This window comes from Ancylobacter sp. (assembly GCF_965279025.1).
Taxonomy (GTDB): domain Bacteria; phylum Pseudomonadota; class Alphaproteobacteria; order Rhizobiales; family Xanthobacteraceae; genus Ancylobacter.
In genome coordinates, this window is the sequence record NZ_OZ257132.1 from 1,403,801 (window position 1) to 1,427,030 (window position 23,230).

The window sequence follows — 23,230 nt, forward strand, 5'->3', positions numbered from 1 at the left end:
AGGGGCGGGGGCACCGAGAGGGTTTCCGAAGGTGCCGGCGGCCACCGACAGGCCGCCGGAACTTCGCCGCCGCGCCGAGAGACTCTCGGCGGGCACGCCCATTACCGCAGGACGGAGGCGAGGAACTCGCAGGTGCGCGGGTGCTGCGGCGCGGTGAAGATCGCATCGGGAGTGCCCTGCTCGCAGATGCGGCCCTGGTCGAAGAAGCACACGCGATCCGAGACTTCGCGGGCGAAACGCATCTCATGCGTCACCAGCAGCATGGTGAGGTCGTGCTCATGGGCGAGATCGCGGATGACCGCGAGAACCTCGCCGACCAGTTGCGGGTCAAGCGCCGAGGTCGGCTCGTCGAACAGCAGCACGCGCGGGCGCATGGCGAGCGCACGGGCGATGGCGACGCGCTGCTGCTGGCCGCCGGAAAGCTGCGAGGGATAGTGGTCCTTCTTGTCCGCCAGGCCCACCATGTTCAGCAGCTCGATCGCCCGGCACTCGGCCTCGCCGCGCGCCAGGCCCAGCACGCGCATCGGCGCTTCCACGACATTGCGCAGCACGCTCATATGGGGGAACAGGTTGAAGCTCTGGAACACCATGCCGACATGGCTGCGGATCTGGCGCAGATGGCGTTCCGATGCCTGGAACGGGCCGGTGCCGCCGGGCAGTTGATAGGGCATGCCGGCAAGGGTCAGTTGCCCCTCCTGAAACGGCTCCAGCGTCATTAGGATGCGCAGCACGGTCGATTTGCCCGAGCCGGACGGGCCGATCAACGTGACCTTCTCGCCCGGCGCGACCTCGAAGTTGAAATCGTCGAGCACGGTGAGCGCGCCGAAGCGCTTGGTCACGCCGGCGAACTGGATGAGCGGGGGCTTCACGGTTTCGGTCATCGCAGCGGGATTCCTGCCTTGGGAAGCACCTTCTGCAGCCGGTGCAGGCCGGCCGAGCAGATCAGCGTCAGGATGAGGAAGATCACGCCGACCATGGTCAGCGGCACCAGATATTCAAATGTGCGCTCGCCGATCATGTTGGCCAGCGCCATCATGTCGAGCACGGTGATGACGGAGAGCACCGGCGTCTCCTTGATCATGGCGACCATATAATTGCCCATGGCGGGCAGGATGCGCGGCACGATCTGCGGCACCACGATGTCGCGGAAGGTCTGCAGGCGGGTGAGGTTGAGCGCGGTCGCCGCCTCCCATTGCCCGCGCGGCACCGCCTCGATGCCGCCGCGATAGACCTCGGAGGTGTAGGCGGAATATTGCAGCCCCAGCGCCAGCGCGCCGGTGAGGAAGGCGGGCAGCGTCACGCCATATTCCGGCAGCACGTAATAGAGGAAGAAAAGCTGCACCAGCAAAGGCGTGTCGCGCAGGAACTCGACAACGCACGCCGTGGTCCAGGAGACGCTGCGAAACCGGCTGCGGCGCAGCAGGGCGAAGACGAGGCCGAGCACCAGCGCGATGGCGAAACCCGCTGCCGCCGCCTTCAGCGTGACCGTGAGGCCGATGAGGATGATGGGCAGGATCGACCACGCATAGGCGAGCGGGGTCGCGGTGTCCCAGGTGAAGCCGTACATCATGCCGGAGCCCTCACGAATGCGCCGCGCGCGGGAAGGCGGCGCCGCGCCGGACCAGGCGCTCGATCAGGCGCATCGCCAGCATCAGCACCAGCGACATGGCGAAATACCCCACCAATGTCAGGCTGTAGACGCCGGCGCTGTCGAGGGTGATGTTGCGGATCGACTGGGCGCGGAACGTCAGATCGGCGATGGAGATGAGCGAGACCAGCGAGGACAGCTTCAGCGTCTCGATGGCGAGATTGCCGAAGGCCGGCATCATCTCGATCAGCGCCTGCGGCAGGGTGACATGGATCAGCGTGTGCAGGCGGCCGAAATTGAGCGCCCGCGCCGCCTCAAACTGCTGCACCGACACCGAGGCGAGGGCGCCGCGCACGATCTCCGATCCATAAGCGCCGACATGCAGCGCGAGCACCAGAATGCCGGTCGAGACCGGCTCGAAGCTGATGCCGATCAGCGGCAGCGCGTAATAGAACCAGAACAGCTGCACCAGCAGCGAGGTGCCGCGAAACAGCTCGGTGTAGCAAAGCGCCAGCACGGAGACGACGCGCCCGCCCTCGACCCGGGCGATGCCCGCCACGAAGGCCAGCACCACGCCGATGGCGATCGCCGCCAGGGTGATCCACGCGGTGACGAACGCGCCCTGCGCCAGCGCGGGCAGATAGGAAACCCACTGCATCGTCAGCTCCCGGTTTGTGCGGCAGAAAACGGCGCGCCCTCCGCCACGGCGAGGCCGCCGGCGGAGGGACGCTTGTGGTCGACGCGCGGTTTACTTGCCGGCGCAGAGATCGGCCACCTTGCGGTCCGCCGCCGCCTGGATGCTCTCCGGCGAAAGGCCGTAATTGGCCAGGATCTTCTTGTACGCGTCGGTGCTGCGGAACTCGACCAGCGCCGCGTTGAACGCCGCGTAGAGTTCCTTGTCCTCGGGGCGGAAGGCGAACCCGCCAAAGTTGCGCACCGGCTTGCCGTCGACCACCGGATCGGTGAACGGCGCCACCTGCTCGACATTGGCCTGGCCCTTGGCGAGCGAAGCGACGGTCAGCTCGGTCGCCGCATAGGCGTCGGCGCGGTTCTGCACGGTGGCGAGCGCGTCGGCATTGGCGGTGATGAAGATCACCTGGTCGTCCTTCACGCCGACGGCGCGCAGGAAGTCGATATTATTGGCGCCCGAGACCACCGCCACCTTGAGCGAGGGATCCTTGGCGATGTCGGCATAGGTGGCGAGCTTCTTCGGGTTGCCCTTCTTCACCAGCAGGCCTTCGCCATAGGAGGAATTCGGCTCGGTGAAGGCGACCTGCTTGCACCGCTCGGGGGAAATGTTCTGCTCGGCGGCGACGAAGTCGAAGCGCTTGGCCTTGAGGCCGGGAATGAGCGTGCCGAACGGGGTGACCGACCAGGTGACGTCGGCGATGCCCATCTTCTTCAGCACCGCGTTGGCGACATCCGGGCCGATGCCGGCCGAGGTGCCGTCTTCCTTCATGTAGGAGTAGGGCACTTCATTGGCGGTGGCGGCGCGGATATAGCCCTGGTCCTTCACATCCTTCAGCGTGGTGGCGTTCGCAGCCGAAAGGCCACCGATGAGAGCGAGGGCGGAAAGCCCGGAGATCTTCAGGAACGACATTGCCAATTTCCTCTGGTTGATAGGTCCGCAGGCCGATTTTTCGGATCTCGGCGCCCGGCGCCGGCGGAAGAAATGGGGCCGCGTCGGCGGCCGGTTGGATCAGGCGTCCGTCACCACGGCGAGGACGGACAGGCAGTCGCCGGCCTTGATCAGGCCGGGCACATGGCGGGCGGCGAGCACGCCGTCCATCGCTGCGCGATATTCCGCCGGCGTCTCGCCGGTGCGGCCAATGGGGTAGACCCGGGCGACGAGGTCGCCCGCCCGCACGCTGGCGCCGAGATCAACGGCGAAGGCGATGAGCCCGTCATCCCCGGCGAAGGCGAAGCAGTCGCTCGACGGCATGTCGAGCCAACGGGTGGGGGCGGTCTCCGGTTCACCCCGGAGGATCCCGGCATGGCGCAGCAGGTTGAGCGAGCCGCGCCGGGCGATATCGATGCTCGTGGCGCTGGCAGTGCCGGCGCCGCCGAGTTCGGTGGTGACGAAAACCTTGCCCATCGCCTCGACGGTGGTGTCGAGCATGCCGACCGCGTCGATTTCCAGCATCCGCATCGAATAGGGGGCGGAGAACGCCGCGACCGCCGCGAAGCAGGCCTCTTCCTGCGCCTTGTCCGGCAGCTCGTGCGCGGCGGCATAGGGCAGGAAGTCCAGCGTCCGGCCGCCGGAATGGAAGTCCAGCACGATGTCGGCCAGCGGCACGAGGTGCCGTGTGACGAAATCGGCGATCTTTTCCGTCACCGTACCGTCCGGGCGGCCGGGAAAGCTGCGGTTGAGGTTGCCACGATCGATGGGCGAGGTGCGGGTGCCGGCGCGAAAGGCCGGGTAGTTCAGCGCCGGCACGATGATGACGCGCCCCTGCACCTCCTGCGGCCGCAAGGTGCGCGACAGCTCGAACAGGGCGGCCGGACCCTCATATTCGTCGCCGTGATTGGCGCCGGTGAGCAAAGCGGTCGGCCCCTCGCCATTGGCGATGACGCAGACCGGGATCATCACCGAGCCCCAGGCGCTGTCGTCGCGGCTATAGGGCAGGCGCAGATGGCCGTGCTGGACGCCGGGCGCGGCGAAATCGACTGTCGGCGTGATCGGCGAGGGGCGGAGAGACGCGGTGAGCATTCCCCTCACCCCTTCACGAAGAGCTGGCGCGGCACGTTGGACAGGCACTCATGGCCGGTCTGGGTGATGGCGATGCTCTCGGTGATCTCCAGCCCCATATCTTCCAGCCACAGGCCGGTCATGAAATGGAAGGTCATGCCGGGCTTCAGCTCGGTGCGGTCGCCGGGGCGAAGGCTCATGGTTCGCTCGCCCCAGTCCGGGGGATAGCTCAGCCCGATCGGGTAGCCGGTGCGGTTGTCCTTGATGATCCCGTACTTCTTCAGCACCGCGAAGAAGGCATTGGCGATGTCCTCACAGCTGTTGCCGGGCCTGGCGGCGGCAAGGCCCGCCTCCATGCCTTCCAGCGTCGCCTTCTCGGCGTCGAGAAAGGCCGGCGTCGGCGTGCCGAGGAAGACGGTGCGCGAGAGCGGGCAGTGGTAGCGCTTATAGGCGCCGGCGATCTCGAAGAAGGTGCCCTCGCCGACCCGCATCGGCTTGTCGTCCCAGGTCAGATGCGGGGCGGAGGCGTCCGCTCCCGACGGCAGCAGCGGCACGATGGCAGGATAGTCGCCGCCGAATTCGGCCGTGCCGCGAATGCCGGCATCGTAGATCTCCGCCACGAGATCGCATTTGCGCATGCCAGGCTCGATGACCTCGACGATGCGCTTGTGCATCCGTTCGACGATGCGGCCGGCCTTGCGCATATAGTCCAGCTCGGTCGGGCTCTTGACCGCGCGCTGCCAGTTCACCAGCCCGCCGGAATCCTTGAAGCGGGCATTCGGCAGGTGTTTCTGCAGCGAGGCGAAGGCGGCGGCGGTGAAGTAGTAATTGTCCATCTCGACCGCGATGGCGCCGGTGTCCCATCCGCGCTCCGCGATGATCTGCGACAGCAGGTCCATCGGGTGGCGCTCCGACGACTGCACATAGTGGTCGGGGTAGCCGATGATATTGTCGTGGGAGAGATAAGCGGTGCGGCGGGCGCCGTTGGCGTCCTGCTTGCGGCCGTACCACACCGGCTCGCCGGTGGGCGGTACCAGCACGCACTGGTGCACATAGAACGACCAGCCATCATAGCCGGTGAGCCAGTGCATGTTGGAGGGGTCGGTGACGACCAGCAGGTCGATGCCGGCCTTCTCCATCGCCGCGCGGGTCTTGGCGAGGCGCTCGGCATATTCCTCGCGGGAGAAATTCAGGGTCACGGTCACGCGGTGTCTCCGGCTGCGGCCTTGGTGTCGATGGGGCGCCCCGCCTTCGCGCTGCGGGCGCGGGCAAGAGCGAGATTGGCGATGGCGGTGTCCTGCACGCCGGTGCCGGTGAGGTCGGCCAGCGTGATCTCCTCCGCGCGTGTCCGGCCCGGCGCGGTGCCGGCGATCACCTCACCGAGCTCGGCAAAGGGCGCGTCGGCGGCAACAACGCCGGCGCCGATGGCGTGGTGCAGTTCGCCGAGGCGCCGGGTCTGGCTCAGCCGGTCGGCGATATAGGTGACGCGGGCAAAGGCTTGCGGGTCGATCTCGTTCTTGTGCTCGCTGTCCGCCCCCATGGCGGTGACGTGCTGGCCGGGCTCCAGCCAGTCCGCCCGCAGGATCGGCCGCTCCGCCGGCGTGGTGGTGACGACGATGTCGGCACCGCGCACCGCCTGCTCGGGGTTGGCGACGGCGGTGACGGGAAGCCCGAGCTGGTGCGACAGGTCACGCGCCGTCTGTTCCGCCTTCGCGGCATCGCGGGCCCAGATGCGGGCCGCGCGAAGCGGACGCACGAGCGTCAGCGCCTCCAGCTGCAGCCGCGCCTGCATGCCGGCGCCGAAGATGGCCGCCACCGCCGACTCGGGGCGGGACAAATGGCGGGCGGCGACGGCGCCGGCGGCGGCGGTGCGCACATCGGTTAGGTAGCCATTATCCAGCAGCAGCGCCTCGACCAGGCCGGTGCGGGTGCTGAACAGGATCATCAACCCGTTGAGGCTCGGCAGGCCGAGCCGCGGATTGTCGAAGAAGCCGGGGCTGACCTTGATGGCGAAGCCTTCCAGCCCCGGGACATAAGCGGTCTTCACATCGACCTCGCCGCGATGCTCGGGAATGTCGAGGCGCAGGATCGGCGGCATGGCGACAGGCTTGGTCGCCAGTGCGGCGAAGGCCGCCTCGACGCAATCGACGGCGCTGGCGTCGAGCCGGACGATCGGGCGCAAATCCGCCTCGGTGAGGACGAGCATCTGGCTCATGCGGGCACTCCGTGGATGAGGCGGCGATGCGTCTCCGGGTCGATGTTGCCGCCCGACAGGATGAGTGCGGTGGCCCCGAGCGGACGCAGCTTGCCGGCGAGCAGCGCGGCGATGCCCACGGCGCCGGCGCCCTCCACCGTCTCGCCCTCCTCCCGAGCGGCGTGGCGGATGCCGGCGGCGATCTCGTCCTCGGTGACGAGGACGACCTCGTCGAGCAAGGCGCGGCAGAGCGCGAAGGTGAAGCGGTTGGCGAGGCCGATGCCGCCGCCGAGCGAATCCGCCAAAGTCTCCTCCTCCACCACGTCGACCGGCCGTCCCGCAGCGAGCGAGGCGGCCATCGCCGCGCCCCTCTCCATCGACACGCCGACGACGCGCACATCCGGGCGCAGCGCTTTCACCGCCAGCGCGATGCCGCCGGCTAGCCCGCCGCCGGACAGCGGCACGAGGACGAGCGCGAGGTCCGGCAGGTCCTCGACGAGTTCGAGGCCGATGGTGCCCTGTCCGGCAATCACGTCGGGATGGTCGAAGGGCGGGATGGCGGTGAGGCCGCGCTCGGTGACGAGGCGGACGACCTCGGCCTGTGCGTCATCCTGCGAGCGGCCGACGATCCGCACCTCGGCGCCTAGCGCGCGCACCGCCTCGACCTTGTTGAGCGGCACCAGCGCCGACATGCAGACTGTGGCCGGCACACCAGCCTCGCGGGCGGCATAGGCCAGCGCCCGGCCATGATTGCCGGTGGAAGCGGTGACAAGGCCGCGCCGGCGGGCCGGCTCGTCCAGAGCCAGCAGCGCATTGGTGGCACCGCGCAGCTTGAAGGCGCCGACCGGCTGGCGGGTCTCCAGCTTCAGATGGACCGGCTGGCCGCAGCGTTCCGCCAGCGTGAATGATGCGACCAGCGGCGTGCGTGCCACCCGCCCGGCCACGCGCTCGGCGGCGGCTTCGACGCGCGCAAACGCGACCGGGAGACCGGCCATGGCGGTGCAGGTGGAAGCGGCGTCGGCGAGATCCGGCATGAGCTGATGTCCCCTCTCACTTGTAATGGTGGGAGGCATCAAAAATCATGTCAATTATTATATTGTAATGATCCAATCACGGCGCGCCGGCGCGGCATGGCCAGTGCCGCGCCGCGGTGACGTCACCCGATGGCGCCAATGTCGAACACCGGGGGAAGCTGCTCGAAGGTCTGGCGCACCGTGGTCAGCGCCTGGGTCAGCGCGGCGGGCGAGAAATGCCCGCCCAGGCAGATGCGGATGCCCCCGCCGTGATTGCTGCCGGCGATGAACGGATCGGAGGGCGTCACCGCGACGCGCCGCTCCGCCAGCGAGCGCACCAGCCCGTCCTCCGTCCAGTGCGGCGGCACCTTGAGCCAGGCGCAGAGCGACAGCCTGTGGCTGGAGGCGACATGGGCGCCGAGCGTCTGCGCCACGATGCGCTGGCGCGCACTTGCCTCGTCGCGCTGCACGGCCAGCAGGCGCCGCGCCGTGCCGTCCTCGATCCACCGCGTGGCGATCTCGGCCAGCAGATAGGCCCCGCTCCAGCTGGTGACGCGCAGGATCGAGGCCGCCCGGATCGAATAATGCGGGGGCACCACGAGATAGCCGACCCGCAGGCCCGTCAGCACGGTCTTGGTGAAGCTGGTGACGAAGAAACCGAGATCCGGCACCATCTGGCTGATCGAGGGCAGGGGCGTGTCGATCAGCGGCTTGTAGACCTCGTCCTCGATCACGAACACGCCGTGGCGTTGAGCGATGGCGGCGATAACCTGGCGGCGCGCGGGCCCGGCGACATGGCTGGTCGGGTTGTTTAGCGTGGGAATGAGCACCAAAGCGCGAGGGCTGCCGGCCTGGCATGCGGCCTCGAACGCCTCGGGGAGCACGCCTTCACCGTCGGTGGGAAGCCCCCTCAGGCTGAAGCCCAGCACATTGGCGAGACCGATCACGCCGTGGTCGGTCAGGTTCTCGGTCAGCACGATATCACCGGCGCGCACGATGCAGCTCAGCGCCAGGAAGAGGCCGTGCGCGGCGCCATTGGTGATGAGGATGCGCTCCGTGCCGGCATCGACGCCCAGCGGCATCAGCCAGGCCCGCGCCGCCTCGCGGTGCGCGTCGAGGCCGGCGATCGGACGGCAGGCGCTCATGAAGGCACCAGTGTCGGCCCCCGCCAGCGCGCCCAGAACGATCCGCGACGCCTCCTCATGCGCCTGTGTGTAGACGCCGCGGACGATGGAAAGATCCACCACCTCATCGGGGTTGCGGTCCAGCATCAGGCGGCCGGCCCGCTCGGTGACGCGGGCCTTGACGAAGGTGCCGCGGCCAATCTCGCCGGAGAGATAGCCCAGCCGCTCCGCCTCCCGATAGCTCAGGCTCACCGTCTGCACCGACAGCCCGAGTTCGCGGGCGAGGTCGCGATGCGTCGGCATCCGGTCCATCGGCTTGAGCACGCCGGAATCGATATCGGCGAGGATGCGCTCCGTCAGCGCGGCGTGCTTGGTCTGGCCCTTGGCCTTGGTCAGCCGGGGCTGCCAGTCCACGGCCTTGCCCAATCCGGCGCTGGCAGGCGCGGCGGCCGAAGGGTGGACTTGACGCAGCATCGAATTGTCTCGTTCTTAAGGGAGGTTCTTCATGACATTATGCACGCCCGGTCGCGAAAGATGAAGCTCGATGCCACCGATCACCGGATCCTCGCGGCGCTGCGGCGCGACGGGCGCATCACCAAGCTGAAGCTGGCCGAGGAGGTGCATCTCTCCCCGGCGGCCTGCTGGGAACGGCTGCGACGGCTGGAGACCGGCGGCATCGTCAAGGGCTACACCGCCATCATCGACCTCGGGGCCGGCGAGCCGCGCACGACGGTCATTGTCGAGATCAGCCTGCAAAGCCACCAGCAGGCGGATTTCCGCCGCTTCGAGGAGGCCGTCTGCCGGGAGCCCGCCATCGTCTCCTGCGACGCCACCGGCGGCGGCATCGACTATATATTGCGGGTGACGGTGCCGGACATTGACAGCTACCAGCGCCTCATCGACCGATTGCTCGGACAGCCGATCGGGATCGAGCGTTACTTCAGCTATGTGGTGACGAAAAGCGTGCCGCTGGGCAGAACCGGCGATTGAAGCCGGGCCGAACCCTGCCAGGAGACGCGCGCAACGATCCCCACCCCTCGGCGCCGCTTCTCTCTGCTCTCCTTCGGCACGCCATTGCCGGGCACAGGCGGCGTATCGAAGCCGGAAGCCCCGCGTCTGCATCATCTAATCAGGTCGTCTTAATCCACTCGGGTCGCCCGATCCCGAGGGCGGGGCGCGGCGGCAGAACCGTTCCTGTCCATGGTTTGACGGCCGCCCCGCCCCGCCCCGCCCCGCCCACCCCCCGCCTAAGCCCTCCCCCTTCCTGCAACTCATTTGCAGTTGCACATCGCCGAACTCGGCGTAGAGTGCTTCTGCAAATCATTCGCAAAAGGAGGCTGGCATGTGGAGACAATCGAGGCGCGCGATCCTGACCGGCCTGCTGGCGGGAGCGCTGTCCGGCCTGGCGGGCGCGTCCGGCGCCCTCGCGCAGGCGGCGCCGGCGAAGTTCAAGGCGGTGACCACCTTCACCATCATTGCCGACATGGCGCGCAACGTGGCGGGCGATGCCGCCATCGTTGAATCGATCACCCGGCCGGGTGCGGAAATCCACAATTACGCGCCGACGCCCGGCGATATCCAGCGCGCCCAGGGCGCGCAGCTCATTCTGTGGAACGGGCTGGGCCTCGAACTCTGGTTCGAGAAGTTCTTCCGCAATCTGAACGATGTGCCGGGGGTCGTGGTCTCTGCCGGCGTGGACCCGATCAGCATCGACCAGGGCCCCTATAGCGGCAAGCCCAACCCGCACGCCTGGATGTCGCCCACCAATGCGCTGATCTATGTCGACAACATCCGCGACGCCTTCGTGAAATACGACCCGGCCAATGCCGCCACCTACGCGGCCAATGCGGCCGCCTACAAGGCCAAGATCGAGGCCTCCGTCGCGCCGATCCGTGCCGAGCTGGAGGCCATTCCCGCCGACAAGCGCTGGCTGGTGTCCAGCGAGGGCGCATTCTCCTATCTCGCCCGCGATTTCGGGCTGAAGGAGCTCTATCTCTGGCCGATCAACGCCGACCAGCAAGGCACGCCGCAGCAGGTGCGCAAGGTGATCGACGCGGTGCGCGCCAACAAGATTCCCGCCGTGTTCAGCGAAAGCACCGTCTCCGACAAGCCGGCGCGGCAGGTGGCGCGCGAGACCGGGGCGCTCTATGGCGGCGTGCTCTATGTCGATTCGCTGAGCGAGGCCGACGGCCCGGTGCCGACCTATGTCGACCTGCTGCGCGTTACCACCGGCACGCTGGAAAAGGGTCTCGCGGAGGGCCTGTCGCAATGAACGCTCCCCTGCCCCCGTCCGCCATGGGCGCCTCGCGCGACGATGGCGCGAGCTTTGCCGGCAAAGTCTTGCCGGATCCGGGCCTTGCCGTCCGTCATGTCTCGGTCACCTATCGCAACGGCCACACCGCGCTGCGCGACGCCAGCTTCGAAATCCCCACCGGCACCATCACCGCGCTGGTCGGGGTCAACGGCTCCGGCAAGTCGACGCTGTTCAAGGCGATCATGGGCTTCGTGCGCGTCGCCTCGGGCGAGATCACCATTCTCGGCGGCAGCGTCGGCGAGGCATTGAAGCGCAACCTCGTCGCCTATGTGCCGCAGAACGAGGAGGTGGACTGGAACTTCCCGGTCCTCGTCGAGGACGTCGTGATGATGGGCCGCTACGGCCATATGGGGCTGATGCGCATTCCCCGCGCCGCCGACCGCGCGGCGGTCACGCAGGCTCTGGCGCGCGTCGGCATGGGCGAATTCCGCCAGCGGCAGATCGGCGAGCTTTCCGGCGGCCAGAAGAAGCGCGTCTTCCTCGCCCGCGCGCTGGCGCAGGATGCCAAGGTGATCCTACTCGACGAGCCGTTCACCGGCGTCGACGTGAAGACCGAGGAGGCCATCATCCTGCTGCTCCGGGCGCTGCGCGACGAGGGGCGCGTGATGCTGGTCTCGACCCATAATCTCGGCAGCGTGCCGGAATTCTGCGACCGCACCGTGCTGGTGAAGGGCACCATCCTCGCCTATGGGCCGACGGCGGAAACCTTCACCGAGGCCAATCTGGAAAAGACCTTCGGCGGCGTGCTGCGCCATTTCGTGCTGGGCGGCGCCGGCCTGCACGCCGATGACGACAGCCGTCAGCTCGCCGTGCTGACCGATGACGAGCGCCCGCTGGTGTTCTATGGCGAGAAGGGCGAATGCGCGCCCCGCACGCGGGAGAACGCCCCGTGATCGCCCTGCTGGCGGAGCCCTTCGGCTATGAATATATGCGCAACGCCATGTGGGTCTCGGCCCTGGTCGGCGCGGTGTGCGCGTTCCTCTCCTGCTATCTCATGCTCAAGGGCTGGTCGCTGATCGGCGACGCGCTGTCCCATGCCATCGTGCCCGGCGTCGCCGGCGCCTACATGCTGGGCCTGCCCTTCGCCATCGGCGCGTTCTTCTCCGGCGGGCTGGCGGCTGCGGCGATGCTGTTCCTCAACCAGCGCACCAAGCTGAAGGAGGACGCCATCATCGGGCTGATCTTCTCCTCCTTCTTCGCGCTAGGGCTGTTCATGGTCTCGCTGTCGCCGACCTCGGTGAACATCCAGACCATCGTGCTCGGCAACATCCTCACCATCACGCCGGAGGACACGCTGCAGCTTGCCATCATCGGCTTCGTGTCGCTGGCCATCCTGCTGGTGAAATGGCGGGACCTGATGGCGGTGTTCTTCGACGAGGCGCATGCCCGCTCCATCGGGCTGAAGCCCACCGCGCTGAAGATCATGTTCTTCACCCTGCTGTCCGCCTCCACCGTGGCGGCGCTGCAGACGGTGGGGGCCTTCCTGGTCATCTGCCTGGTGGTGACGCCCGGCGCCACCGCCTATCTGCTGGCCGACCGCTTCCCGCGCCTGCTGATGATCGCTGTCGGCATCGGCGCGGTGACCAGCTTCCTCGGCGCCTATGTCAGCTATTTCCTCGACGGCGCCACCGGCGGCATCATCGTGGTGCTGCAGACGCTGGTCTTCCTCATTGCCTTCGTCTTCGCTCCCAAGCACGGCATGATGGCGGCGCGGCGGCGCGCGGCGGCCACACTGAAATCGAATGCGCTGAAGGCGGGAGCCTGACCATGATGGCGACCCTGCTCGCGCCGTTCCAGTTCGACTTCATGGTCAACGCCCTCGTCATCTCGGGGCTGGTGGCGGTGCCGATGGCGCTGCTCTCCTGCTTCCTGGTGCTGAAGGGCTGGTCGCTGATGGGCGATGCCATCTCCCACGCGGTGTTTCCCGGCGTGGTCATCGCCTATATCGTCGGCCTGCCCTTTGCCATCGGCGCCTTCGTCGCCGGCATGTTCTGCGCGGTGGCGACCGGCTTCCTCAAGGACAATAGCCGGATCAAGCAGGACACGGTGATGGGCATCGTGTTCTCCGGCATGTTCGGCGTCGGGCTGGTGCTCTATGTGAAGATCCAGTCCGAGGTGCATCTCGACCACATATTGTTCGGCGACATGCTCGGCGTCTCCGTCCGCGATATCCTCGAGACCGGGCTCATCGCCGCCGTGGTGGCGGGCGTCATCGCGGTAAAATGGCGGGACTTCCTGCTGCACGCCTTCGACCCCATACAGGCGCGGGCCGTGGGCCTGCGGGTTGGCCTGCTGCATTACGGGCTGCTGTGCCTGATCTCGCTCACCATCGTCGGCGCGCTCACCGCGGTGGGGCTGATCCTCGCCATCGCCATGCTCATCGCGCCGGGCGCCATCGCCTTCCTGCTGGCGCGCACCTTCCGCGCCATGCTGGTGGTGTCGCTGGCGGTGGCGGTGCTGTCCTCGCTGCTCGGCGTCTATCTCTCCTTCTTCCTCGACAGCGCGCCGGCGCCGACCATCGTGCTGCTGATGAGCCTCGTCTTCATCGCCGCCTTCGTGCGCTCCTCGGCGCGGGCGGCCCCAGTGATGGACAGCCGGGGCGAAGCGCCCGCGCCCTGAAAAGACTGCCCCCTGAAACGGGTGGAGGCCGCCCCGGCGGGCGGCCTCCATGCTTGCAGATAGAATGAAGGCAGGCCGTTCGGCCGCGGCCTCAGAACGGGCTGTCGGGGAAGTAGAACTGCGCCGCGTTCTCGGCGGTGATCAGCGTCGAGCCGATGATGAACCGGCCATAGACCGGGGTCGCGGAGACGAAGTTCAGCGCGGTGACTTCCAGCGCGGTGGAGATCAGCGCCGGCGGATAGGAAACGTCGACCGGGATCTGCGTGTCCTTGTCCATCACCCGCTTGATGATCTGCTTCATGCCGGCGCCGCCGACGATCCACATCTCCTTCTGCCGCCCGGCCTGGGAGATGGCTTCCATCACGCCGATCGCCATGTCGTCGTCGGCGGCCCAGACGGCGTCGATCTGCTTGTGCTTGGACAGGTAGTCCTGCATCACCTGGAACGCCTTGTCGCGGTTCCAGTTGCCGTGCTGCATGTCGAGGATCTCGATCCCCGAGCCGGCGATGGCGGCCTGGAAGGCGTCGACGCGCTCATTGTCCAGCGTGGTCGGGATGCCGCGCAGCACCACGATCTTGGCGCCCGGCTTCAAATTGGCCTTGAAATACTCGCCCGAGACGCGGCCGAAGGCGGTGTTGTCGCCGGCGACATAGAGGTCCTCGATGCCGGCCTGCGAGAGGCCGCGATCGACCACCGTCACCCATTTGCCGGCGTCCTTCACCGCCTTGACCGGGCTGGTCAGCGGCTCGGATTCGAAGGGCAGCACCACCAGCGCGTCGATATTGCGGGTGGCGACCATGTCCTCGATGTCGTTCACCTGCTTGCCCACCGCGCCGGCAGTGGCGAGCACGAATTCGAGATTGGGATAGGTGGCCTTCAGCCGCTTGATGGTGTCCTGCGCGTGCCAGTTCAGCCCGCCCATGAAGCCATGGGTGGCGGAGGGGATCGAGACGCCGATCACCGCCTTCTTGCCCTGCGCCATGGCGGGTAGGGAAAGACCGGTGGCGGCGACCGCGGAGCCGATGGCGGCGGTGGTAAGGAATGTCCTGCGTTCCATTGTCGTTTCTCCCATTGTCTCCGCTCTCAGGCGGATGATGATTTGCCGCGCTGGAGAACCACCGCGAGCACGATGATGACGCCCTGGATCGTCCCGTTGAGATAGGGCGAGACGAGGTCCGCCAGAATGAGGATGTTGTCGATGAGGCTGAGGATCAGCACGCCGATCACCGTGCCCCACACCCGGCCATAGCCGCCCTTCAGCGCGGTGCCGCCGATGATGACGGCGGCGATCGCCTCCAGCTCCCACAGCATGCCGGTGGAACCCGAGGCCGAGCCGAGGCGCGGCACGTACATGATGGTGGCGAGCCCGACGAGCAGGCCGAGCAGCACATAGGTCATCAGCCGGATGCGCTCGACATTCACCGCCGAATACAGCGCCACCTTGTCGTTGGAGCCGATAGCCTCGCAGTAGCGCCCGAAGCGGGTATGGCGCATCGCAATCTGGCCGGCGATGGCGACAAGCGCGAAGACGATGATCGGCCAGGCGATGCCGAACAGGCCGGAATAATAGACCGGCCGGTAAAACTGGCGGACGCCGAAATCGAGGCTGATCGTGCCGCCATCGGCCAGCCAGGTCACCAGCGAGCGGAAGATGCCCATGGTGCCGAGCGTGACGATGAACGGCTCGATCCGCGCCTTGGTCACCAGCAGCCCGTTGCCGAGCCCGGCCAGCAGGCCGACACCGAGGGCAATGGCCATGCCGGCCAGCACCAGCGGCAGCCCGACCCCCATCGTCGGCAGCAGCGCGTTCATGGCGAGGATCATCACCCCGGCGATGAAGGCCGCCATCGAGCCGACGGAGAGGTCGAGCCCGCCGGAGGTGATGACGAAGGTCATGCCCACCGCGATCATGCCGATGAAGGCGGAGCGCGCCAGCACATTGGTGACGTTGCCGGCGGAGAGGAAGTTCTCGTTCAGATAGGCGCCGAGCGCCACCAGCAGGATCAGCGCCAGCAGCGGGCCGAGCGCGGAAAGGCCCGGCAGGCGGAACGCGGCCGGACGCGGCGCCGTGGTATCAGACATGCGAGGCGCTCCCTGGGGCCGGCGCTGTCGCCGGCGTGCCCGTTGCCGTTTCCATTTCCTGCGTGCCCATCACGAGGCGCACCACGGCGGTCTCGGTGACGCGCTCGCCTTCCAGTTCGCCGGCGAGCCGGCCGTGGCGCATGACCAGCACCCGGTCCGACAGGCCGAGAATTTCCGGCATGTCGGAGGAGATGACGATGACGCTGCGCCCTTCGGCCGCCAGCGCGTCGATGAAGGCATAGATCTGGCTCTTGGTGCCGACATCGATGCCGCGCGTCGGCTCGTCGATGATCACCACCTCGGGGTCGCCCAGCATGGTCTTGGCCAGCAGCAGCTTCTGCTGGTTGCCGCCCGAGAGGTTGCCCACCTTCATGTCGCGGCGCGGGGCGCGGATATCGAAATCAGCAATCGCCCCGGTCAGCGCCGCGTCCTCGCGGGCGGAATCGATGAAGGGCGAGCCGAAGCGCGCCAGCGTTGAAAGGGTGAGGTTCTCGGTGAGGTTTTTGTCGAGCAGCAGCCCGCGCTCCTTCCGGTCCTCGGTGAGGTAGGCCATGCCGCGCGCGGCGGCCTCGCGCACCGAGCCGATGGTGACCGGCACGCCGTGGCGCAGGATCGTTCCGCTGGCGGGGCGCAGGCCCACCAGCCCCTCGGCGAGCTCGGTGCGGCCGGAGCCGACAAGGCCGGAAATGCCCAGCACCTCGCCGCGCCGCAGGGTGAAGGAGATGTCCCGCACCAGTGGCGGCACCGAGAATCCGCGCACCTCCAGCGCCACCGCGCCGGCATGGTGGCGCTTGGGTGGGTAGATGTCCTGCAGGTCGCGCCCGACCATGGCGGTCGCCATGCCGTCCTCGGTGAGTTCGCCGCGCCCGGCCCGGCGCACCACCGCGCCATCGCGCAGCACGGTGACGCGATCGGCGAGGCGGGTGATCTCCTCCAGCCGGTGCGAGGTGTAGAGCAGCGCCACCCCCTGCGCCCGCAGCCGCTCGATCTGGCGGAACAGCACCTCCACCTCGCGATGTGTCAGCACGGCGGAAGGCTCGTCCATGATCAGCACCCGCGCATTGCGCGACAGCGCCTTGGCGATTTCCACCATCTGCCGGTCGGAGACGGGCAGGTCGCGAATGCGCGCATCGGGACGGATCGCGCTGTCGAGCTGGTCGAGCAGCGCCTGCGCCCCCGCGCGCATGCCGCGGTGGTCGAGAAACAGCCCGCCCAGCTCGCGCCCCAGCCAGATGTTCTCGGTGACGGTGAGATCGGGGGCGAGATTGAACTCCTGGTGGATCACCACCACGCCCGCCGCTTCCGCCTGCGCGCCGGTTGCAAAGGGCGCCGGCGTGCCGTCGAGCCGCACCGCGCCGGAGGTGGGGGCCAGAAACCCGCCGAGGATCTTCATGATCGTCGACTTGCCCGCGCCGTTCTCGCCGATCAGCGCGTGCACCTCGCCCGCCTGAAGCGCGAAGTCGATGCCGTGCAGGATCTCGATCGGCCCGTAGCTCTTGCGCACGTCCACCAGTTCGAGAACCGGGGCGGCCGTGCGCTCCGGGGTGACGCTCATAGCGTCACCCAGCCGGCATTGCGCCGGGAGGACTGCACGCAGGCCTCGACGAATCGCATGCCGGCCAGCCCGTCCGCCAGGGTCGGGAAGAGCACGCCGTCGGGCACCGCCTCACCCGCCCGGCGGGCGCGGATGGCGCGCGCCGCCTCGGCATAGATGTTGGCGAAGCCCTCCAGATAGCCCTCCGGATGGCCGGGGGGAATGCGCGAGACGCGGCCCGCCTCGGGGCCGGCACCGGCGCCATTGCGGGTGATGCGGCGGCGCGGCTCGCCGAAGGGGGTGTGCCAGAGATAGTTCGGGTCCTCCTGCGCCCATTCCAGCCCGCCCTTGTCGCCATAGACGCGCAGGCGCAGGCCATTCTCATTGCCCGGCGCCACCTGGCTCGCCCACAGCATGCCGCGCGCCCCGCCGGCGAAGCGCAGCAGCACATGGGCGTTGTCGTCCAGCGCGCGGCCGGGCACGAAGGTCTGGAGGTCGGCCGCCAGCGCTTCCGGCGTCAGGCCGGAAACGAAGCAGGCAAGGTTGTAGGCATGGGTGCCGATATCGCCCGTCGCCCCGCCGGCGCCCGAGCGCTCGGGATCGGTGCGCCATTCCGCCTGCTTGGAGCCGGACTTCTCCGCCGCCTCGGTCAGCCAGTCCTGCACATATTCGACCTGCACCAGCCGGACGCGGCCGATGTCGCCCGCCGCCACCATGGCGCGGGCCTGCCGGATCATCGGGTAGCCGGTGTAATTATGCGTCAGCACGAACAGCGCGTCGGCCTTTTCCGCCACCCGCGCCAGCTTCTTCGCCTCGGCCATGGTCGCGGTCAGCGGCTTGTCGCAGATGACATGGATGCCGCGCTTGAGAAACTCGATAGCCGGGCCGGCATGCATGTGGTTGGGCGTGACGATGGCCACCGCCTCGATGCCGTCCTTGCGCCGGGCCTCGCCCTTGGCCATGGCGAAATAGTCGTCATAGGAGCGGGCGAGCCCCAGCGCCTGCGCCGAGGCGCGGGACTTTTCCGGGGTGGAGGAAAGCGCGCCGGCGACCAGCGTGAACTCGCCGTCGAGCCGCGCCGCGATGCGGTGCACGGCGCCGATGAAGGCGCCGGTGCCGCCGCCGACCATGCCGAGGCGAAGCGGCACGTGGGGGGAAGCGGCGCTCATCGGTCGAGCCCCAGCAGGCGGCGATTGGCGTCGCGGTCGGTGGCGCCGGCGGCGAAGTCGTCGAACGCCTTCTCGGTCACGCGGATGATGTGGTTCTTGACGAACTGCGCGCCCTCGCGCGCCCCGTCCTCGGGGTGCTTGAGGCAGCACTCCCACTCGACCACCGCCCAGCCGTCGAAATCCATCGCGGCGAATTTCGAGAAAATGGCGCCGAAATCGACCTGCCCGTCGCCCGGGCTGCGGAAGCGGCCGGCACGCTTCAGCCAGGGCTGGTAGCCGCCATAGACGCCCTTGCGGCCGGTCGGGTTGAACTCGGCATCCTTCACATGGAACATGCCGATGAGCTCGGCATAGATGTCGAGATGGTCGAGATAATCGAGCTGCTGCAGCACATAGTGCGACGGGTCGTAAAGCATCTTGGCGCGCGGATGGTTGTCCACCCGCTCCAGGAACATCTCGAACGTGTCGCCGTCGTGCAAATCCTCGCCGGGGTGGATCTCGAAACAGAGGTCGACGCCGCAGTCGTCGGCGAAATCGAGCAGCGGGCGCCAGCGGCGGGCGAGTTCGTCGAACGCCTCCTCGACCAGCCCGGCCGGGCGCTGCGGCCACGGATAGACATAGGGCCACGCCAGCGCGCCGGAAAACGTCACCATGGCGGTGAGGCCGAGATGCTTCGACGCGGTGAGCGCCTTCTTCATCTGGTCGACCGCCCATTCCTGCCGCGCGGCCGGGTTGCCGCGCACCTGCGGCGCCGCGAAGCCGTCGAACATCGCGTCATAGGCGGGATGCACCGCGACGAGCTGGCCCTGCAGATGGGTGGACAGCTCGGTGACGACGACGCCGTTTTCCGCGCCCTGCCCCGCCCAATGCGCGCACCAGTCGCGCGAGGCCGCTGCCTGGTCGAGGTCAAGAATGCGCGGGTCGTTGGTCGGCACCTGCACGCCGGCATAGCCGCACTCGGCTGCCCAGCGCGTGATGTTGTGCCAGCTATCGAAGGGCGCATCAGTGCCGATGAACTGGGCCAGAAACAGGCCCGGCCCCTTGATGGTCCGCATGTTTTCCTCCCGACCGCCGCAGCGGCCAACCGTTGTGTTTTTCTATTCGGTTGCATTCAGCCTAACGGAGCCATGTAATCGATTGCAAGGGGGGTCCTTGCGGGCGTCGTCCGCCATGGCCGGTGGATTGCCAGCGCGCCCCCGGTGCGCCTATGGAGTGGCCATGCAGCACCAGAGGCCGAAGATCGTGGACGTGGCGCGGCTCGCCGGCGTCTCCACCGCCACGGTCAGCCGCGTCCTGTCGAATCCCGACGTGGTCAGCGCCGAGACACGGCGCAGCGTCGAGGAGGCGATCCGCCAGACCGGCTACCGGCTTAACCACGCCGCGCGCAATCTGCGCCACCGGCGCACCGGCGGGGTGGTGGCGCTGGTGCCGAACCTGTCCAACCCGTTCTTCTCGCAGATCCTCGCCGGCATGGCGGCGGTGCTGGCGGGCGCCGGCTACAATCTGCTGGTCGCCGACACCTGCGCCATGGGCGGGGAGACGCTGCTCAGCTATGCCGAGCCGAGCCGCGCCGACGGCCTGATCGTGCTCGACGGGTCGCTGCCGGCCGAGGGGCTGAAGCGCCGCGTGCCGATGGTGCTGGCCTGCGAATGGATTCCCGGCATCGAGGCCCCGCGGGTGAAAATCGACAACCGCGCGGCGGCGCGGGTAGCGGTCGGCCACCTGCTTGATCTCGGCCATCGCCACGTCGCCCATGTGGCGGGGCCGCCGGGCAATGTGCTGAGCGAGGCGCGCCTCGCCGGCACCGAGCAGGCGCTAGCCGCGCGCGGCCTGCCGCCGCCGCATGTCTTCCCCGGCGATTTCAGCCTCGATTCCGGCCGACGCGCCGGAGCGGCGTGGCTGGCCCTGCCGCCGGCCGAGCGTGCCAGCGCCGTCTTCCTCGCCAGCGACGCCATGGCCTGTGGCTTCATCGGCGAGGTGCAGCACAGCGGCCTCGCCGTGCCCCGCGACGTCTCGGTGATGGGGTTCGACGACATCGAGCTGGTCTCCCACATGACGCCGGCGCTCTCCACCATCCGCCAGCCGCGCGAGGCGATCGGCCGCCGGGCCGCGCAGTGCCTGCTGGCGATGATCGCCGGCGAGGCGCGGGATGGCGATATCGTGCTTCCCACCGAGCTGGTGCTGCGCGCCAGCACGGCACCGCCCGGCACCGCGGTCCTCGGGCGGTAGCCCCGTCTGCGGCGCGCTGGCGGCGGAGCGAGGCGATGTCCGATTGACCGCGCCGGAAATCTCTCGCAGTTTCGCCCGCAAGGCTCAAGGATGGCCGGCGCGGGTCCGCCCGTACGCCGAAAGCAAAGATCGCCCGTTCTCAAAGGGCGCGGGAGTGGGGAAGCGATGAGCATGGATGGAGATCTCACACCTCCGGGCGCCCCCGGCGGCCCGGCCCGCTGGACCTCGAGCGCCAAGGTCGGCGTCGGCACCGCCCGCACGGCGGCAAGCCGGCTGTGGTTCACCCTCAGCCACGGCATCCTCAACGAGATCTACTATCCCCGCGTCGACACCGCCTGCACCCGCGATTTCGGCTTTATCGTCACCGGGCCGGACGGCTATTTCGCCGAGGAAAAGCGCGACGCCGACCACGAGGTCGGCGTGCTGGAGCACGGCGTACCGGCCTACCACCTCCTCAACACCGCCAATGACGGGCGCTGGCGCATCCAGAAGCAGATCCTCACCGATCCGCGCCGGGAAGTGCTGGTCCAGAAGGTCACCTTCGAGGCGCTGATCGGCGACATTTCGGACTACCGCCTGTTCACGCTGCTGGCGCCGCACCTCCTCAATGCCGGCGCCGACAACACCGGCTGGGTCGGTGACTACAAGGGCACGCCGATGCTCTTCGCCACCGGCCGGCGCGGCCAGTCGCTGGCCATCGCCTGCTCGGTGCCATGGAAGGCCCGCTCGGTCGGCTATGTCGGCACGTCGGATGGCTGGCAGCAGCTGAACGAGACCGGCGCACTGGACGAGCGCTACCGGCGTGCCGAGAGCGGCAATGTCGCGCTCAGCGCGGAAATCGACCTTGCCGCCTGCGACGGCGAGATGCTGGTGGCGCTGGGCTTCGGCGCCCGGCCGGAGGAGGCCGGCTTCCGCGCCGTCTCCAGCCTGCAGGAGGGCTTCGACGAGCTGCGCCGCACCTATGTGCAGGGCTGGCGCGCCTGGCAGGGCACGCTGCTGCCGCTCGACCATCCGCAGAACCGTTCGAACATCAATTCCTACCGCGCCAGCACCATCGTGCTCGCCACCCACCAGCCGAGCTCCGTGCCCGGCGCCATCATCGCCAGCCTCTCCATACCGTGGGGTTTCAACAAGGGCGACGAGGACCTCGGCGGCTATCACCTCGTGTGGCCGCGCGACTTGGTCGAGAACGCCGGCGGCCTGCTCGCGGCCGGTGCCTCCGGCGAGGCAAAGTCGGTTCTTGGATACCTGCGCGCCATTCAGGAGACGGACGGCCACTGGTCGCAGAATGTGTGGCTCGACGGCGCGCCCTATTGGGGCGGGGTGCAGATGGATGAATGCGCCTTCCCGATCCTGCTGGCCGACATGATCCGCCGCGGGGGGCACTTCGCCCATGGCGAACTCGACAGCTACATGGACATGATCGCGCGCGCCGCCCGCTTCATCGTGCTCAACGGCCCGGTCACCGGACAGGACCGCTGGGAGGAGGATGCCGGCTATTCGCCGTTCACCCTGGCGGCGGAAATCTCCGCCCTGCTCGCCGCCGCCGAGATGATGGACATCTTCGGCCGCAGGGAAGAGGCGCAGTATCTGCGCGAGAAGGCCGACGCCTGGAACGACTCGATCGAGCACTGGACCTTCGCCACCGGCACCGACCTCGCCGACCGTCTCGGCATCGAGGGCTATTATGTGCGCGTCGCCCCGCCGGAGACGGCGGACGCCGCCTCGCCGCTGGACGGCTTCGTGCCGGTGAAGAACCGCCCGCCAGGCGACAGCGACCGGCCGGCGGCACAGCTCATCTCGCCGGACGCGCTGGCGCTGGTGCGCTTCGGCCTGCGCGCGCCGGACGACCCGCGCATCCTCGCCACCATCAAGGCCATCGACGCCATCCTCAAGGTCGAGCTGCCGCAGGGCCCGCTCTGGTATCGCTACAATGGCGACGGCTATGGCGAGCATGAGGATGGCGCGCCCTTCGACGGCACGGGCGTCGGCCGGGCCTGGCCGCTGCTCACCGGCGAGCGCGCCCATTACGAGATCGCCGCCGGCAATCTGGTGCGGGCCGGCCAACTTCTCGTCACGCTGGAGGATTGCGCCGGGCCGGGCGGCCTGCTGCCCGAGCAGGTGTGGGACCAGGACGACATCCCCGCGCGCGAACTCTACAAGGGCCGCCCCTCCGGCAGCGCCATGCCGCTGGTCTGGGCGCATTCCGAGCATATCAAGCTCATGCGCTCGCTGCGCGACGGCAAGGTGTTCGACACCCCGCCGCAGACCGTCCAGCGCTATCTCGTCGACAAGGTGACCTCGCCGCGCCGCCTCTGGCACTTCAACCAGAAGCTCCGCTCCATCCCGGCCGGGCTGGCCCTGCGGCTCGAGCTGCCGGCACCGGCGATCGTCCACTGGACGGTGGACAGCTGGACCACCACGCAGGACACGCCCACGCACCCCACCTGCTTCGGCCTCCACGTCGTCGACCTGCCGACCACCGGCGCGCACCATGGCAGGCACCTGCGGTTCACCTTCTTCTGGACCGAGCCGGGCACCTGGGAGGGCGAGGACTTCACCGTCACGATCGACGGCGAGCACCCGCTCTTCCACGCCAGTGCCGACGAGGACGATCACGAGGTGAGCCGGCGGGTCGCCGAGCCCGCGCAGGCGTCGAGTTGAGGGAGAGCGAC

21 protein-coding genes are annotated in these 23,230 nt (G+C 68.3%); 7 read left to right on the forward strand and 14 right to left on the reverse strand.

Translation table 11 applies throughout. From position 1 onward, the window contains the following. Nucleotides 1–101: 101 nt before the first annotated feature. The 9 genes from ehuA to ACQY76_RS06555 all read right to left on the reverse strand — a co-directional run bounded on the left by ehuA (nucleotide 102) and on the right by ACQY76_RS06555 (nucleotide 9,082). Nucleotides 102–881 (reverse strand): ectoine/hydroxyectoine ABC transporter ATP-binding protein EhuA, encoded by a 780-nt coding sequence (gene ehuA, locus ACQY76_RS06515; protein WP_428032078.1) that lies wholly within the window; start codon nucleotides 879–881, stop codon nucleotides 102–104. Beyond that, entirely contained in the window at nucleotides 878–1,570 is a 693-nt protein-coding gene (ehuD, locus tag ACQY76_RS06520; protein ID WP_428032079.1) for an ectoine/hydroxyectoine ABC transporter permease subunit EhuD, read from the reverse strand. The genes ehuA and ehuD overlap by 4 nt, the downstream gene beginning before the upstream one ends. 10 nt (nucleotides 1,571–1,580) lie before the next feature. Beyond that, complete coding sequence (gene ehuC / locus ACQY76_RS06525; RefSeq protein WP_428032080.1) at nucleotides 1,581–2,246, reverse strand: ectoine/hydroxyectoine ABC transporter permease subunit EhuC; 666 nt, start codon at nucleotides 2,244–2,246, stop codon at nucleotides 1,581–1,583. Nucleotides 2,247–2,336: 90 nt separating this feature from the next. After that, entirely contained in the window at nucleotides 2,337–3,188 is an 852-nt protein-coding gene (gene ehuB, locus ACQY76_RS06530) for an ectoine/hydroxyectoine ABC transporter substrate-binding protein EhuB (protein WP_428032081.1), read from the reverse strand. 99 nt (nucleotides 3,189–3,287) lie between these two features. Next, nucleotides 3,288–4,298, reverse strand: coding sequence for a N(2)-acetyl-L-2,4-diaminobutanoate deacetylase DoeB (doeB, locus tag ACQY76_RS06535; protein ID WP_428032082.1), 1,011 nt, complete (start codon nucleotides 4,296–4,298; stop codon nucleotides 3,288–3,290). A gap of 5 nt (nucleotides 4,299–4,303) precedes the next feature. After that, on the reverse strand, nucleotides 4,304–5,482 hold the full coding sequence (doeA, locus tag ACQY76_RS06540) for an ectoine hydrolase DoeA (RefSeq protein WP_428032083.1): 1,179 nt from the start codon (nucleotides 5,480–5,482) through the stop codon (nucleotides 4,304–4,306). Further along, the gene (gene eutC, locus ACQY76_RS06545) at nucleotides 5,479–6,492 is read right to left on the reverse strand and encodes an ectoine utilization protein EutC (RefSeq protein ID WP_428032084.1); all 1,014 of its coding nucleotides are present in this window, start codon (nucleotides 6,490–6,492) and stop codon (nucleotides 5,479–5,481) included. The genes doeA and eutC overlap by 4 nt, the downstream gene beginning before the upstream one ends. Continuing rightward, complete coding sequence (eutB, locus tag ACQY76_RS06550) at nucleotides 6,489–7,505, reverse strand: hydroxyectoine utilization dehydratase EutB (protein WP_428032085.1); 1,017 nt, start codon at nucleotides 7,503–7,505, stop codon at nucleotides 6,489–6,491. The genes eutC and eutB overlap by 4 nt, the downstream gene beginning before the upstream one ends. A 122-nt stretch (nucleotides 7,506–7,627) precedes the next feature. Further along, nucleotides 7,628–9,082 (reverse strand): PLP-dependent aminotransferase family protein, encoded by a 1,455-nt coding sequence (locus tag ACQY76_RS06555; protein WP_428032086.1) that lies wholly within the window; start codon nucleotides 9,080–9,082, stop codon nucleotides 7,628–7,630. A 60-nt stretch (nucleotides 9,083–9,142) separates the two neighbouring features. On the opposite strand from ACQY76_RS06555, the gene ACQY76_RS06560 reads away from it, so the two are divergent. The 5 genes from ACQY76_RS06560 to ACQY76_RS06580 all read left to right on the forward strand — a co-directional run bounded on the left by ACQY76_RS06560 (nucleotide 9,143) and on the right by ACQY76_RS06580 (nucleotide 13,541). Next, a complete protein-coding gene (locus ACQY76_RS06560; protein WP_428032087.1) occupies nucleotides 9,143–9,598 on the forward strand; it encodes an Lrp/AsnC family transcriptional regulator in 456 nt (151 codons plus the stop codon). A 352-nt stretch (nucleotides 9,599–9,950) separates the two neighbouring features. Further along, nucleotides 9,951–10,880 (forward strand): metal ABC transporter substrate-binding protein, encoded by a 930-nt coding sequence (locus ACQY76_RS06565; protein ID WP_428032088.1) that lies wholly within the window; start codon nucleotides 9,951–9,953, stop codon nucleotides 10,878–10,880. Next, a complete protein-coding gene (locus ACQY76_RS06570; RefSeq protein ID WP_428032089.1) occupies nucleotides 10,877–11,815 on the forward strand; it encodes a manganese/iron ABC transporter ATP-binding protein in 939 nt (312 codons plus the stop codon). The genes ACQY76_RS06565 and ACQY76_RS06570 overlap by 4 nt, the downstream gene beginning before the upstream one ends. Further along, the gene (locus ACQY76_RS06575; RefSeq protein WP_428032090.1) at nucleotides 11,812–12,687 is read left to right on the forward strand and encodes a metal ABC transporter permease; all 876 of its coding nucleotides are present in this window, start codon (nucleotides 11,812–11,814) and stop codon (nucleotides 12,685–12,687) included. The genes ACQY76_RS06570 and ACQY76_RS06575 overlap by 4 nt, the downstream gene beginning before the upstream one ends. After that, entirely contained in the window at nucleotides 12,684–13,541 is an 858-nt protein-coding gene (locus ACQY76_RS06580) for a metal ABC transporter permease (RefSeq protein ID WP_428032949.1), read from the forward strand. Before ACQY76_RS06575 ends, ACQY76_RS06580 begins: the two co-directional genes overlap by 4 nt. A gap of 91 nt (nucleotides 13,542–13,632) precedes the next feature. On the opposite strand, the gene ACQY76_RS06585 is transcribed toward ACQY76_RS06580, so the two are convergent. From ACQY76_RS06585 to ACQY76_RS06605, 5 genes are read right to left on the reverse strand one after another with little or no spacing between them, the layout of a single operon-like run. Further along, nucleotides 13,633–14,598: an ABC transporter substrate-binding protein gene (locus ACQY76_RS06585; RefSeq protein WP_428032091.1), complete on the reverse strand. Its 966-nt coding sequence runs from the start codon at nucleotides 14,596–14,598 to the stop codon at nucleotides 13,633–13,635. Between the two features lie 26 nt (nucleotides 14,599–14,624). Continuing rightward, complete coding sequence (locus ACQY76_RS06590; protein ID WP_428032092.1) at nucleotides 14,625–15,623, reverse strand: ABC transporter permease; 999 nt, start codon at nucleotides 15,621–15,623, stop codon at nucleotides 14,625–14,627. Then, nucleotides 15,616–17,178, reverse strand: a complete 1,563-nt coding sequence (locus ACQY76_RS06595; protein WP_428032093.1) for a sugar ABC transporter ATP-binding protein — start codon at nucleotides 17,176–17,178, stop codon at nucleotides 15,616–15,618. Before ACQY76_RS06595 ends, ACQY76_RS06590 begins: the two co-directional genes overlap by 8 nt. Continuing rightward, nucleotides 17,175–18,326, reverse strand: coding sequence for a Gfo/Idh/MocA family protein (locus ACQY76_RS06600; protein WP_428032094.1), 1,152 nt, complete (start codon nucleotides 18,324–18,326; stop codon nucleotides 17,175–17,177). Before ACQY76_RS06600 ends, ACQY76_RS06595 begins: the two co-directional genes overlap by 4 nt. Then, a complete protein-coding gene (locus tag ACQY76_RS06605; protein ID WP_428032095.1) occupies nucleotides 18,323–19,381 on the reverse strand; it encodes a sugar phosphate isomerase/epimerase family protein in 1,059 nt (352 codons plus the stop codon). Before ACQY76_RS06605 ends, ACQY76_RS06600 begins: the two co-directional genes overlap by 4 nt. 163 nt (nucleotides 19,382–19,544) lie before the next feature. Between ACQY76_RS06605 and ACQY76_RS06610 the strand changes: the two genes are divergently transcribed. Beyond that, complete coding sequence (locus tag ACQY76_RS06610) at nucleotides 19,545–20,555, forward strand: LacI family DNA-binding transcriptional regulator (RefSeq protein ID WP_428032096.1); 1,011 nt, start codon at nucleotides 19,545–19,547, stop codon at nucleotides 20,553–20,555. Between the two features lie 165 nt (nucleotides 20,556–20,720). Then, nucleotides 20,721–23,219, forward strand: a complete 2,499-nt coding sequence (locus ACQY76_RS06615; RefSeq protein WP_428032097.1) for a glucan 1,4-alpha-glucosidase — start codon at nucleotides 20,721–20,723, stop codon at nucleotides 23,217–23,219. Nucleotides 23,220–23,230 lie beyond the last annotated feature (11 nt).